This window comes from Achromobacter spanius (assembly GCF_003994415.1).
GTDB lineage: Bacteria > Pseudomonadota > Gammaproteobacteria > Burkholderiales > Burkholderiaceae_B > Achromobacter > Achromobacter spanius_C.
Genome location: NZ_CP034689.1, coordinates 1,029,005 through 1,042,950 on the forward strand (window position 1 = coordinate 1,029,005; position 13,946 = coordinate 1,042,950).

The following is a 13,946-nucleotide window of genomic DNA, read 5'->3' on the forward strand; positions in this document are numbered from 1 at the left end:
AGGCAAATGACAAACCATAAACGTACGAGAAATTGGCTCGCGGCGATTGCGGGAGGGGCAGTTCTGGCGGGCACTGGTGGGTTAGCAATGGCTCAAACGAATCCCGGCGCGATGCCTGGTATGGACCACGGTTCGAGGGATGCCATGAACCACGGTTCGGCGGAAGGCTCTAGCCAGGATACGATGAAAGGCATGGATCATGGCTCGATGAAGGGCATGGATCATGGCTCGATGAAGGGCATGAGCCAGGATTCGATGAAAGGCATGGATCATGGCTCGATACAGAACATGTCGGGCGGAACGAATTCAGGCGCAGTGCCGGTTGGAACCTTACCCACAAGCGACGGCACAACGGAACAACGATATTCCGCTTACGACATCCATCCACACATGATGGACAACATGATCACGAGCCATCTGCTTTTTGACAAACTAGGTATGGCATATGACAGAGATGGCAACACTGGTCTTCAATGGGACGGCCAGTTCTGGGTCGGGCGTGATCTGAATAAGCTCTGGATAAAGAGTGAAGGCGATCGGGTCAATGGCAGCACTGACGGAAAGATCGAGGCATTCTGGAGTCACACCGTTTCACCATTCTGGGATCTACAGTTGGGCGCGCGGCGCGATTTCGGCACTGGTCCTAAGCGCAACTGGGCCGCGATCGGTGTTCAGGGCGTGGCTCCCTATAACATCGAGACGGAAATAACAGGTTATGTGGGAGGGTCTGGACGAACCGCGCTCGCGCTGAAGGCTGAATACGATCTGCTGCTTACACAGCGCCTAATCCTGACTCCAGAGATCGAAGCCAGTGTGTACGGAAAGGACGACAAGGCGCGAGGTATCGGTGCGGGCTTGTCGGATGCCTCGTTCTCTTTGCGATTGCGCTATGAGGTGACCCGCGAAGTTGCACCTTACATCGGTGTTTCGTTCGGACGAAAGTTCGGAAATACGGCGAGCTATGCGAGCGAAGAGGGAGAAAGCCGGTCTGAGCGCGCGATCTTGGCTGGGGTTCGTATCTGGTTTTAGCGTCTAGTGCCACCCAACGCATCTTGTCGGTATCCATGTCGAGCTAGCTCTCTTAGCACCGACACGCCGGCTTTGGGAATGAGCCTATTCAAATCGTGGTGCGAGTTGGATGGGATCCGAGCAGAGCAACCGACAATTGTTTGACACGTCCTGCATCCCTCATGGCCACGGTGGACCGCCGCTCCAACCTATCGGGTGGTGTTCATGCCGTGATTTTAATCCGCAGTGTATTTAGGGGCTCGCAATGCCAACCTTTTTCGCAACAATTCGCGCCGCAGTGACTATGGGCGCCATGCTCGCCAGCGCCGCAGCGATCGCTCATCCGAAGTTGCTTTCTTCCTCGCCCGGCGACAAGGCCGAGGTGACGGCACCGCCGAAGATCGAGCTGAAATTCTCGGAAAATCTGACAACGCAATTCTCTGGAGCGACGCTAGTCATGACCGGTATGCCCGGTATGGCGAATCACGGGCCGATGAAGGTGAACGCCAAAATCTCAGGTAGCGATGACCCGAAGGCTATGATCATCACGCCGGTGCAAGCGCTTGCGCCTGGCAACTACCGAGTGGATTGGCGTGCGGTGTCCTCCGATACGCATCCAGTCACCGGCAGTATCGCGTTTACCGTCAAGTGATTCCTGAATGGACTGGCCGACTGTCCTCGTGCGTTTCGCACTCTATCTTGACCTTGCCATGTTGTTCGGGCTGCCGCTGTTCAGTATGTACGCGCTACGCGAAGGAGAAATCGCCTCGTCAACGGGTGCGCGCTTCTTAGCGGTTAGCACGGCGCTCGCTGCTGTGGGCATCACCCTGTCGGTGGTCAATATTGCCATAATGGCCAAAAGCATGACCGGCGCCACATCCTATGCAGAGCTTCAAAGCCACGTCTTCGAAATGATCGTGACAGGCACTGACTTTGGCGCGGCATGGCTGGCTCGACTGGGTGCGTTGATACTATGCGTGCTAGTGGGAGTATTTGCTCGCACGCAACAAAAGTTCCGACTGGGCGTTTTTTCGATAGCCGGTGGCATCGCGCTGTCCACACTCGCTTGGGGCGGGCATGGTGCCATGGACGAAGGCGTTAGGCGGTACGTTCACCTCACATCGGACATCGCGCATTTGATCGCCGCCGGCGCATGGGCGGGCGCGCTTCTCGCGTTCCTCCTGTTATCTCAGCCGACAGCCACACCCGGCAACGTTGCCTTATTGAACCGCACTTCAAACGGCTTTGCCCAAGTGGGCACAGCCATCGTGCTGACGCTTGTCATTACGGGCACGGTCAACTATTTGTTGATCGTCGGTGCTTCGGTACCCGATATGTCGTTGACATCGTACGGTGGTCTGCTTGTTGCAAAGCTTGGTTTATTTGGCACGATGCTTGCCCTGGCTGCAGCTAATCGCTTCTATCTAAGTCCGCGTCTGGAGCACGCGGTCCGAACGGGCGATCATGCGATAGCTGTTCTTACGCTACGTCGTAGCCTCATGTTCGAGAGTACTGCTGCCACTCTTATCCTACTTCTTGTTGCAGCATTAGGGGTCCTGTCACCATCGCCCATGTCGTGATGACTTTTTGGACTCTAGTGCATTTTCTATACCGCCAACCGAGAAACTTGATGCGAACAGAAAGCCATACCGCCAATCTTCTGCGTAGAGCCCTATTGGCGACGATCGCCTTGTCTCCCATCCCCTTGATGGCCCAACCGAAGACGCTCATCGAAGTCTGGAAGACGCCCACTTGCGGCTGCTGCAAAGACTGGGTGAGCCATCTCGAAGCCAATGGCTTTGAAGTGACCACTCATGACGTCAGCGATACCTCGTCTGTACGGCAACGTAACCGCATTCCGGACGCGTTCGGCTCCTGCCATTCCGCAGTCGTTGGAAAATATGCTTTGGAGGGGCACGTCCCGGCCAGGGAGATCACTCGACTGCTGAAGGAGAAGCCTAACGCAGTCGGACTGGCGGTTCCGAGCATGCCTTTGGGCTCGCCAGGAATGGATGGCCCGGACTACGGAGGCAGGCACATGCGCTATGACGTGCTTCTCGTCCTGCCCTCAGGGAAGGCACAAGTATATCAGTCCTATACTTAGCGCACGGCTGCCGGTATCTCAAAGACTGATTCGATTTCTCAGATCATGGCCCTTTCAGAGCAACCCTCTAATAGGGGATTGACCTTCCGGCAATGGAAAGGCCTATGCTGTACATCTACGCCATCGTAGCGAGGAATGTCATGGCAAAGCCTACCAAGCCGCCAGTTGGTCTCAGTGGTCATTCCGGGCATTCGTCCAAGGGCGAGCCTAGCCACCATGCATGTCACCGAGACCGCGCCGACCAGCCTATTGATGACGCTGGCCGAGGAGATCATGCAACGGGAGGACGACATGTGCACCATGCCCGGCCCACAGAGCATGACGCGACGCATGGTGCCCCGCCGGCACCTGGGGAAATTGCCGCGGAGTACACGTGCCCCATGCATCCACAAATCCGACAAGCCGGCCCGGGCAGCTGCCCCATCTGCGGCATGGCACTCGAGCCCATAACGGTCTCTCTGGATGATGAGCAAGACGGCCATGAATTGCGTGACTTCAATCGTCGGTTTTGGATAGGCCTTCTGCTCACCTTGCCGGTATTTGTTCTGGAAATGGGTGGACACCTCTTCAACCTGCACCGATTCATCGGCCCGCAAACTTCCAACTGGATACAACTGATCTTCGCGACCCCCGTTGTGTTGTGGGCAGGCTGGCCGTTCTTTTCGAAGGCATGGCAATCGATCACGAATCGCAGTCTGAACATGTTCACACTGATCGCACTGGGAACAGGCGTAGCTTGGGTGTACAGCATCGTTGCCACTTTCATACCGCAACGGTTCCCGGAGGCCTTCCGTCCGCAAGGTGCGGTGGCTATCTACTTTGAGGCCGCAGCGGTAATTACGGTTTTGGTTTTGCTCGGCCAAGTCCTCGAGCTTCGTGCCCGCGAAAGAACTTCTGGTGCGATTAAGGCGTTGCTGAGTCTTGCGCCGAAAACGGCAGTACGAGTCAGTCCGAATGGTCAAGATGAGACTGTAGATCTGCAATCCGTGCAGGTGGGGGATAGTCTGCGCGTACACCCGGGAGAGAAGGTGCCTGTGGATGGCGAGGTCGTCGAAGGGAGATGCACGGTCGACGAGTCGATGGTGACAGGTGAGCCTATTCCGGTGGCGAAAACACCGGGCTCCCGTGTGACGGGGGGGACAATGAATCAGACCGGCAGTTTTATCATGCGTGCTGACCGTGTGGGTGCCGACACTTTGCTAGCTCGGATCGTTCAAATGGTGGCTGCGGCGCAGCGAAGTCGCGCTCCGGTGCAGCGATTGGTCGATCAAGTGGCCGGCTGGTTCGTACCTGCCGTCATCCTCGCCGCTGTTCTCGCATTCGGAGCATGGATGCTGTGGGGGCCGACGCCCGCCTTCACCTATGCCCTGATCGCGATGGTCTCCGTTCTGATCATCGCGTGTCCGTGCGCGCTCGGGTTGGCAACTCCTATGTCCATCATGGTCGGTGTCGGCCGCGCCGCCCAAAGCGGGGTACTTATCCGAGACGCGGAGGTGCTCGAGCATATGCAGAAAGTGGACCTCGTGATCGTCGACAAGACAGGTACTTTAACGGAAGGCAAGCCTACAGTTACAGAGGTTGTGCCGGTCGAGGCAATAGACAGGTCTGACCTACTTCAGGCGCTAGCCAGTGTGGAGCGCGCAAGCGAGCACCCCCTTGCCGCAGCCATCGTCGGCGCTGCGGAGAAGGAGGGAATCCAGCTGTTGCCGGTGGCCGATTTTGATTCCCCTGTGGGGAAAGGGGTGATTGGGTTGGTGGCTGGACGCCAAGTAGTGTGCGGTAGTGCCCACTTCTTAGAGGAGGAAGGAGTGGACGTGCCCGCCGAGCGCCACGGAGAGGCTATTCGAGAAAAGGGAGGCACCGTTATCTACGTAGGCTTGGATGGCCAGTACGCAGGATTAGTTGGCATCGCAGACCCCATCAAGTCGACCACGCCACAGGCGATCAAGGCCCTTCATCAGGCAGGAATCAAGGTGGTAATGCTGACGGGAGACAACAAGACGACGGCCCAAGTCGTTGCGAGGATTTTGGAAATTGACGAAGCAGTAGGGGAGGTGCTGCCAGAGGACAAAGGGGCTGCTGTACGGCGATATCAGGCAAAAGGTCACACCGTCGCGATGGCGGGTGACGGCGTGAATGATGCGCCTGCACTTGCCGCAGCGAACGTCGGCATTGCAATGGGGACCGGCGCGGATGTCGCCATGGAAAGTTCAGGCGTCACGCTGCTTCACGGCGATCTGATGGGCATCGTCCGAGCACGTCGTGCTTCCAAAGCGACGATGCGGAATATCAAACAAAACCTCTTTTTCGCATTCGTCTATAACGCTGCAGGAATTCCCGTTGCCGCGGGTATTCTTTATCCAGTCTTCGGAATATTGCTCTCGCCCATTATTGCTGCAGCCGCCATGGCCTTGTCTTCGGTGAGTGTAATTGGAAACTCGCTGCGACTAAGGTCTGTAGACCTGGATGCATAGCAGTCGTGGGCTCGCGCTCTAGCTAGGTGCGGCATGGATCGCTTGCTGGGGTGACCGCGGGGCGGGTGCGGTAACTGGTCCTCAGTGAGCCCAGGAAGCTAGCGTCGCCGCGTGGGGCGACATTACTCAAATGTAATGAAACAGAATACAGCGTTGGCGCTGCGGTCGGGTTGAGTTCGCCCGTTCCACCTCTGCGCTTAAGCAGCGACGTGATGGCAGATGCGGCATGAAACGTGCTGCTCGGTATGTGGGCGCTAATGCCCCATTCCATTGGAGATCTCCATGAACTCGACTCAATATGAAACCTGCATCCGCGAATGCTATACCTGCGCCCAGGCGTGCGACCAATGCTTCGCCGCTTGCCTAACAGAAGAAGACGCAACGAAGATGGCAAGATGCGTAAAGCTTGACGCTGACTGCGCGGAAATATGCAGGCTCGCGGCGGCATATATGGCCCGAAGTAGCGAATTCGCTCGCCAAATATGTGACGTTTGCGCGAAGGTGTGTGATGAGTGTGGCCAGGAATGCGAAAAATTCCAGAGTAGCCACTGTCAACATTGCGCGCGCATTTGCAAAGATTGTGCCCAGGCCTGCCGTGCCATGGCGTAGGCGGCGTGCTGCAATCCACTGCGGTGAGGGCCAGCCCCAGGCCCTCCTCGTTCATGTTGAACCGCGAAAACTGCAGGCATCTCGCCGTTCCACCGAGCCCATTGACAGCGGGCATCTGTGTCCGCCAGCGCCACCTGCTCGGGGTGGCGCTGGCTGCAGGGCGGCAAAATTCCGGGCATTCGACGAGGAGTGTTGCATTTCAGACGAGATCCGCGAGGCGCTAGCTGGGAGCGAAGATACGATTGAGGATCTGCATGTTTGGCAGATTAGCCCTGGTCACTTTTCCGCTATCGTCTCGCTCGCGACTCGGTGCCCCAGGGACAATTCGCTTTATAAGGCCAAACTATCGCACATTCACGACCTTTCACATCTGACTGTCGAAACACAGGCCATCGGATATCTAAGGACAGAGAGGCGGCGCGACGCTGCACTCCGTCTAGCCCCTGGGCTCGACGCGCAACGAGTCTCTATCGTACGACCACCGGGTCCAGCACTTTAATTTTTGTGTGTTGGACAGTGCTCCGAAATGGATTACGGCACCAGGGCGAGCAGTATGATCGCCGACGCGCTTACATCCTCCGATTGCTCCCGTGGCCTCGAGGTCGCTCTTCAATCGCCGCGCTTGAAGCGCTGTTCGCTTACCGGCGCGACAAAATTTTTCACCGCCGAGATTCTGATGACGAAAGTGCCTACAGAAATCCACGTCCACGGAGCATGTCCGAGTGGACCTGCGCAGTCGCGGCGAGCTGTCCGCATGAGTGCAGCTTTGTTGCGGCGAATGATTGTTTCTTGCCGAAGTTCGCCATTTTTGCTGTCCGCTTCTGGCCGCGAGCCGACTATCGCGGACGTCTGGTGTCAACGGCGGAATGCCTAAATCAGAGCACAACTTGTCCAGCCTCACATCCTGGCTCATAAAACCTCCTTGTGAGTTGTAGCGATCTAGTTTCTTCAAGCGCCGAGTTCCCTGCCTGGCGCGTCTTTTTGCGGCCGCCAAGGGCGTGTGGATTCCAGACCGATATCGAGTGCGGCCGTCTTCTCCTCCAGCCGGTTCACGGCGCCGGACAGCTTTGCGGCATTCTCGGTATAGATCTCCGTGTGAATGCGTGCCCGGGAAATCGCCACGTAGTAGACGTCGCGCTGCGTGGTTCGGCTAAAACTCTCAGAGTTAATCAGCGCGCGATCGCATGTCAGTCCCTGCGCGCTGTGGCTCGTGGACGCGTAGGCCCGATCTAAATGCAGCGGCGCCGTTGCCGCGTTCATCGTGATTCGTCGGCCGTTGCCGCCGATGGTGACCGTTGTGGGCGTGACCGCGAGCACTTCAAACCGATCACCGTTGGCCAGATCGAGAGCCGCGTTGTGTCTCGTCGCCCGAACCCAATCGCCGGCGGATAATTCTGCCTTGACCGGTTCGTAGACTGACAACTTGGCGGCGCGAGCAGGATTGAAGGTGGTCCGGACCTTACTTTCCATATGCTCAACGACTAGGTCATTGGGCTTTTCGGCAAGCGCGCCAATGACGCGGTACATCTCGCCCTGCCGCAAATTCCCGGCTTTGTAGTCCCGCTCCGGCTGCACAATATCCCCAGCGATGAAGTACTTGGCCACTCGCCGTTCTGCCTGCGTAGTGTCACGTCGGGTAAGCATCTTGAACTCAAAGCCGCGGCCGCCGAGGCCAAGTGCTTGATGGGTGGCCTCGTTTAAGGCATTCCGCGAATCGTTCGTCCCGGTCACGATAAGGGTCTCCCGCCGCTCATCATCGTTCAGCGTTGCGTATCGCTTCGCTATCGCGTCGTATCGTTCGCCGTCGTCCTTGATGGTGTGCACGGCTTTTAGCTTCTGATCTAACACGCCAAGGGAGGCCGAGGCCTGACCCTTTGCCGCCAACTCCACCGCAGCCTTCAATTCGGGCGATTTCTGTCGAATGATGTCGCCCATTAGGGCCGTAGCCATGCCAGCGACCTGCAACTGGTGAAACGGGCGGCCAGCCTCGATGGCCTTGGTTTGGCCCGTGTCGCCTAGCATGACGATGCGCGCGCCGTCCGCCTCGGCCATTTTCATCAGCCGTTCCATGAGGCGGGCTGGGACCACGCCCGCCTCATCGATGACCAGGACGGTTTTCGGGTCGAGTTTGAAGCGGTCTTTCTGACGTGCCTCTAGAACAGACGCGACGGTCCTGGATTCCATTCCGAGTTCCCGCAGGGCCTCGATCTGCTTGCCGTAGGACGCCACGGCCTGGACCTTGAAGCCCGCGGCTTCAGCGGCCTCCTTGACCTGAGCCAGCATGTGCGACTTTCCGGTTCCCGCCAGGCCTTGGACGCCGATGAACCGGTGTGGCGTGCTGAGGATCAGATTGGCGGCCGCCAGCTGGCCAGGCTTGAGCGAGCGGCCAGCCATAGCGCCTTGGGCTGCTTGAATATCCAAAATTGGCACGACCTGGTCACGCCCCTCGCGCTCGATCTGGAGGATTCGCTTTTCGCGCTCCCGCGCCACCTGTGTGGTGTACCTTGCGCCGGTCGGAACAAGCTCGCCGCGAGCAATCGAAATGCGGATTCTCTCTTCTGCATGTTTTTTGCTCGTGCCCCCGGCGACGAGGGCGGCGACCAAGTCCGACCGTGATTCGCCAGCGCCGTCTATGTCCTTCGCGTGCCGGTACTGAATCGTTCCAAGGATCAGATGGCCTTTGTCAAGTGAGCGCTTGACGGCCGATTTGAGGTCGCCCAGCTTAATGCCCATGCCGTGCGAACGGTGCAGCGCGGTCTTGAGCATCTCCTTTCCGTCCATTACGGATTCGCGTTCGGTGTGGTGTTTGATCGCCCACCGGATACACTCGTCGGCAATCAGAGCAGCCGCCTCCGGCGTCAATTCCTGCCGGGGTGGCTTGCCGCTTTCTAATTCGGCATCTTTTTCCAGCGGTTGCTTTGCTCCATTGAAATCAATGCCGAGTTCAGTCGCCTGTCGTTCCCAGTCACGCTGAAGCTCTTCGCGAGAAATTTCGGGAGCCTTGTCCAGGCGAGTTTTGAGGGCGATAGTTTGCTTGAGTGCTCTGCTCGCAGATTCGCGAGTTTCACCCAACGCCGCCAGTTCGGCATTGATGTCCTGCGAACGCTTAGAGAACCCTTCGATGTGGTCCCGAGAGATGTGCGCGAGTTCGAAGCTTTTGCCCTCGTAGCGAATTTGATGGCCGGACTTCTCCAGGGTGCTGGCCAGCTCGGCGTGATACACCGATTCCACCATGGACTTCAATCGATAAATTTCATCGTTCGATATGGCAACCCAGCGCCCATCGGCCCGTTGGGTGAGGTTCATCAACAGCGCGTGGGTGTGCAGCTGGGGATCCGAATAGGCACCATCGGTGGGCCTGGCCGTCTCGTGCCGAAACTTCGCGATAGCCGCGTTGCCCGTCCGCTCCGTAGTGGTTATTCCGTGCTCCGTCTGGCGCGCGCGCAGTAGCTCTTGTTCCAGAAATTCCAGCGCCTTGCCCACCGCGTAGTCGTGCGCCTCGATGACCGACGGATCCTTGCCAGCCAGCGCCTGGATGCTGACGCTCTTGGGCGGTGAAAACGTCATGTCCAGTGCCGCACGCGCCTCAGCATCCATCCTGATCGAGCTCGATAGTTTGACGTCAGGGCCGAAGTCACCGCGCAGCGCGCGCAGAAATTCCTCCTGCTGAATGGCGCCGGTCAATCCGAGCGCGTCAGCCGCCTTGCCTTGCCACTGGGCAGCGGTCCCGTCGCGGCTGTAGTAATCGTCCTTCTGGTCGGCGTAGTAATGCGAGGCCTTTGTGGCAGCGCTCCGATGGATCGATTTCAAAGAGATCATTAGATTTCCAGTACGCGCAGACCGCCATGCAAGGTGACGGTCCGGCGTGAAATGGTTATGCGGCCATGGTCGGATCTTCGGGCAGATCCACCGCAGTCCAAGGTTGAGGACCGCCGATGGGAGCATTGGCCATGCTCCGCGCACCGGCTCGCTTCGCTTCCACAAAAGGTGCGTTGCGAATGGCGAAATTCCTCGGCTTAAGGAGGAATTTCGCGATTGGCCGATCGCCGGCGAATGCGACCCAACCAGTGAGATCAGGCAATGTTTGAACCTGAGCGGCCGTCACGACACGTTCGATCTTTCGCTCCATGCGCTCGGTCGTGTTGGCCGTCTTTCCGGGGTTTCGGCTGTCGGAGTAGTCGGGCCGCAATACCTCGTGCTCGCCCAGGGACTTGGACATAATCTCGGCCGTTTCAAAGTCGGTCTTTGATCCGCCGAGCACCACCAGCGAGCGAAAGCTAGCCCGCAGTGTCTGCGACATCTTCTCTCCAAAGATATCGTCCATCTGCGATACGGACTGCAGGCCGGCCAGTGCGCGCCCGCCATTCTTGCGACCCTTGGTAAGGAAGTCCTCGAGGCTGGCCATCTTTTCCATCGAGCCCAACTCATCGATTACGAGCCACCAGCGTCTGGCCTGGTCTTCTGGCAACGAGAGCAGCGCCGAGCAGAAGACGTCAACGAAGGCGGAGATGAGGGGCTTCATCGCCTCCTTCATGTCCTCGCGCCAAGTGATGTAAAGGCTGCCGTGGCCGTCTTCCATCCAGTCGCGGATGCTGAACTGGCCGGCGGGCATGGTGACGTGTTCTGCCAAGTATTTGGAAAGGACAAAGCGGGCACTGGTCAGGGCTTTGCTGGCCTCGGAGGAGCCGGCAAATAGCGATTCAGCCAGCGTGCCGGACAGAAAGGTGCGCAGGTCCTTGTCCGAGGCGATAGTGGTCCATCGGAAAAGCTCGTCGATTGAAGGCGTTCCCAGCTCGTTGAGCTTGCGGGCAGTCTCTCGCAAAAGAAGACGAGCGTAGCCGTTCCACTCTTCAGCGTTAGCGTCCTTGCCAAGCGGGACAATTGACAGCGCCAACCGCTTCCAGTCGTAATCAGCGCGGACTTCGTTGAAGAACGACCACCCCTCGGTACGCTGGTCGTATGGGTTGAGCAGCACATCGCTTTCACGGCCGAACTTGCCGTAGAGGTCGCCGTTTGGATCGACTACGACCATGCGATCGCCCCGGCGGAGGGCTGAATAGACGAGGTTTCGTAGGAGGACAGACTTGCCGCTGCCTGTCGCGCCGTTCAGAAGGATGTGGAGGTTCTCAATGCTAGTCGGCATCGGGACGCCGGCCACATCGATCTGCTGCCTGTCTCGCTCTGTGCAAACCTTCTGGAGCTTTCTAATCGGCACCGCCTCGGTGCCGCGTATGTGCTTCTTGTACCCTGCGCCGTCAAAGCCTTCTTTGGTCGAGTATTTTTTGAGCGTGAGCGAGAGTGCCAGGGCCAGAATGAAGCCGATGCTGGGCGCCGCGATCAGAGCGGGGTAGTCCGGCGTCGATATGACCCAATGCGACAGGACTAGCCAGGTAACGTGCGATAGCGGAATGCCTGACATGATCTTGGCAGTGAGAATCCAGGCAGAAAGGGGCAGGAATAAGAGGACGAATTTGATGATTCGCCGGCGTATGTCGGGTGCCATGAAAGTCCTTTTGGAAGATGATTAAGGCGCCCGGAGCGCCTTGGAGATTGGGCCTGCGAGGGCTACTGGCGAAGAGCGAGGGCCACCAACGCGCCGCCGATTCCGCTTCCGACGAGCGCGCATACGCCGCAAAGCACGCCGGCTCGCCACGCGGCCGCGGGCAATGCTCGAGTTGCAACGCGCGTTGCGATACGGGCGTCTGTGGCCGATTTTCCGAGCGTGCGGCTTGCTTCTAGCAGAGCACGCGTCGCGTTGCCGCTCGCGTGCGCAGCCGCGTCCAAGCCAGCTTGACGCACCATGACCGGAACTGCCTGCATCGTTTCCGCGATTTCTTGTTGCCGGACGGTCAGCTGCTCGATCAGAACGACGAGCTGCGCGCTTTCCTGCAACATGTCGCGGTACAGAAGCTCCATTCTGCTGCGGGGAATGACGGAGGAAGTGGCCGGGCTTTCGTGCGGAATCGCGGTCATAGTGCCTCCCTACATGAAGAGGGCGCCGAATGCCTTGTCCAGCTGCATGTCGACGGGCCTCGCCAGTGATTGCAGGGCGTGCATGTCGCTGAGATGGCTGACGAGCTTCTGGTCGTTTCGATCAGCTTCGCGCAGTTCCTGACGGTAGTTGCGCGGATCGGCAAGGATCTCCCTGATCGTGGTGCGCTTGTTGGCGAGCAGATCGAACACCTCGTTCTCAAAGATAGCTGCTTCCGGATTGGCCAGAAAGTCATTCGAACGACGTGCGTAACCAAAGATCGCGGCGAATTCCTCGTGCACATCCGAATCAACGCGATTGAAAAGCACCCGCAGGCGTTCTGCTGGCACTCCCATCTGCGCGAGCATCTCGATTGTTTTGATGGTTTCGCGCTGCGCCTTGCCCGAAGCGACAACGGGTAGCACGTAGTAATCAATTTCCAGGTGGGCCTGGTCGTACTTCACCAGCTCGGCCAGAAAGTCCTCGATGTTGGAGGCGCCGACGTCGACGATTGCAGCTTCTGCCATGAGCAGCTTGCGAAATAGGCGGCCGAATTGCCCGCCACGCATCTGTTCGACATCCAGCCCCAGATCGGCTGCGCTTTCGTTGGTCGATTCAACGGCGATGATTTCGGCGTCCGGGATGCGGGGCGCCAGCAGGTGGCTGGTCGTGATGGTTTTGCCCACAGAACCGGAATAGTTGACGGTTGCGATCTTCATACGAGAGTTCCTATTTTCTTCGGCCGAGTTCGGCCAGTTCATTGAGATCAATGTGATCTGAGGCTTTGCGAAGCCGCACAAGGTCGGCCTTGCTTGTAATCGTTGGCGGGACTGCGGGATGTGCAGGGGGATTGGAGGGCGGCGTGGCGCCGGAGTCAGGTGGCGGTGGAGGGTTCGTCGCGACCGGGTTGGCGGATGGCGGGCCGACCTGACGCTTCCGCCAACGGAGAAGAGCCTGGCGGACAGACTCGGCCTTCAGCGTGTGCCCTTCCATGGCGAGAGCCTCTGCCATCTCGCTATACGGGACGCCCTGTCTTTGCAACGCATCCAGCGTCGGCAGCAACGCCCGAATCCTGGCTTTTCGGCTCGTGGTCCCCAGGTTGTTTAGCCGCTGAACTGTGGTGGGCTGAACGCCGTACTGCGATGTGTTTTTCTTTTCCATGGGAAGTCGTTACACCGTTTCCGGTTATCTGCTGGCTTGTCTAACGTTCGAGGGGGGGGGGCAGTCGGAGATTTTCATGAGATTTCCTCGGGTGTGTGATGGTGCGAAACGGTCCATGCTGCGCACGGTCGTGGGGTTAAGTTGACGCTGGCGTTGGCGTCCCTCCTGCTGCAGAACCGTGGGGTTGAAGGAGGGGGAGCCGCGCCCCTGCGCGGGCGCGGGGGAACCGTTGCGGTTCCCCGGGGGGTCGGAAGCGCGGACGCCGCCAGGCGGCCGGCCAGGGGGGCAGCAGCCCCCGCGCTTTTGGGGCCTGCCGATCCCCGCCCGGCGGATTCGCCGGGAAGGGGACGGACCTTTTCTCCCGCACGGCAGACACCGACGCAGCCTCGGAGGGCTGCAGCGGTGGTGTGGCGTTGACGGTGTTCAGCAGGCAGGGTCGTGGCGCTCGGGGCGGGGCGAGGCCAACGGCCCGCGACGCCGGGGGGGATGCCTTTCCCCCGCCTGGCGGCGCATTGCGCCGGCGGGGAGGGGGACTGAAGCTAAGGGGTTCAGGCCGGCGCCGCAGGCGGCGGGGCGGAGGGAGCGTAGCGACGGGAGGGTAGGCGGATCGGCGTTCGCG

At 58.9% G+C, this 13,946-nt stretch carries 11 protein-coding genes; 6 read left to right on the forward strand and 5 right to left on the reverse strand.

Going from position 1 to position 13,946, the window contains the following annotated elements; all coding sequences use genetic code 11:
* Positions 1-264: 264 nt before the first annotated feature.
* The 6 genes from ELS24_RS04640 (at position 265) to ELS24_RS31590 (ending at position 6,195) form a co-directional block, all read left to right on the forward strand.
* Positions 265-1,029, forward strand: a complete 765-nt coding sequence (locus tag ELS24_RS04640; protein WP_240669539.1) for a copper resistance protein B — start codon at positions 265-267, stop codon at positions 1,027-1,029.
* A 244-nt stretch (positions 1,030-1,273) separates the two neighbouring features.
* On the forward strand, positions 1,274-1,660 hold the full coding sequence (copC, locus tag ELS24_RS04645) for a copper homeostasis periplasmic binding protein CopC (protein WP_127183513.1): 387 nt from the start codon (positions 1,274-1,276) through the stop codon (positions 1,658-1,660).
* A 7-nt stretch (positions 1,661-1,667) separates the two neighbouring features.
* Complete coding sequence (gene copD / locus ELS24_RS04650) at positions 1,668-2,588, forward strand: copper homeostasis membrane protein CopD (protein WP_127183514.1); 921 nt, start codon at positions 1,668-1,670, stop codon at positions 2,586-2,588.
* Between the two features lie 50 nt (positions 2,589-2,638).
* A complete protein-coding gene (locus tag ELS24_RS04655; protein WP_127183515.1) occupies positions 2,639-3,112 on the forward strand; it encodes a DUF411 domain-containing protein in 474 nt (157 codons plus the stop codon).
* 140 nt (positions 3,113-3,252) lie between these two features.
* Complete coding sequence (locus tag ELS24_RS04660; protein WP_428839696.1) at positions 3,253-5,586, forward strand: copper-transporting P-type ATPase; 2,334 nt, start codon at positions 3,253-3,255, stop codon at positions 5,584-5,586.
* A 450-nt stretch (positions 5,587-6,036) separates the two neighbouring features.
* Entirely contained in the window at positions 6,037-6,195 is a 159-nt protein-coding gene (locus ELS24_RS31590) for a four-helix bundle copper-binding protein (RefSeq protein WP_306424010.1), read from the forward strand.
* Positions 6,196-7,143: 948 nt separating this feature from the next.
* Here the strand turns inward: ELS24_RS31590 and mobF are convergent.
* From mobF to ELS24_RS04690, 5 genes are all read right to left on the reverse strand, one after another.
* Positions 7,144-10,014 (reverse strand): MobF family relaxase, encoded by a 2,871-nt coding sequence (gene mobF / locus ELS24_RS04670; protein WP_127183518.1) that lies wholly within the window; start codon positions 10,012-10,014, stop codon positions 7,144-7,146.
* A gap of 55 nt (positions 10,015-10,069) precedes the next feature.
* Positions 10,070-11,698, reverse strand: a complete 1,629-nt coding sequence (locus ELS24_RS04675; protein WP_127183519.1) for a type IV secretion system DNA-binding domain-containing protein — start codon at positions 11,696-11,698, stop codon at positions 10,070-10,072.
* Between the two features lie 62 nt (positions 11,699-11,760).
* The gene (locus ELS24_RS04680) at positions 11,761-12,168 is read right to left on the reverse strand and encodes a hypothetical protein (protein WP_127183520.1); all 408 of its coding nucleotides are present in this window, start codon (positions 12,166-12,168) and stop codon (positions 11,761-11,763) included.
* Positions 12,169-12,177: 9 nt separating this feature from the next.
* Positions 12,178-12,885, reverse strand: a complete 708-nt coding sequence (stbB, locus tag ELS24_RS04685) for a StbB family protein (protein WP_127183521.1) — start codon at positions 12,883-12,885, stop codon at positions 12,178-12,180.
* A gap of 10 nt (positions 12,886-12,895) precedes the next feature.
* On the reverse strand, positions 12,896-13,327 hold the full coding sequence (locus ELS24_RS04690) for a hypothetical protein (protein WP_127183522.1): 432 nt from the start codon (positions 13,325-13,327) through the stop codon (positions 12,896-12,898).
* Positions 13,328-13,946 lie beyond the last annotated feature (619 nt).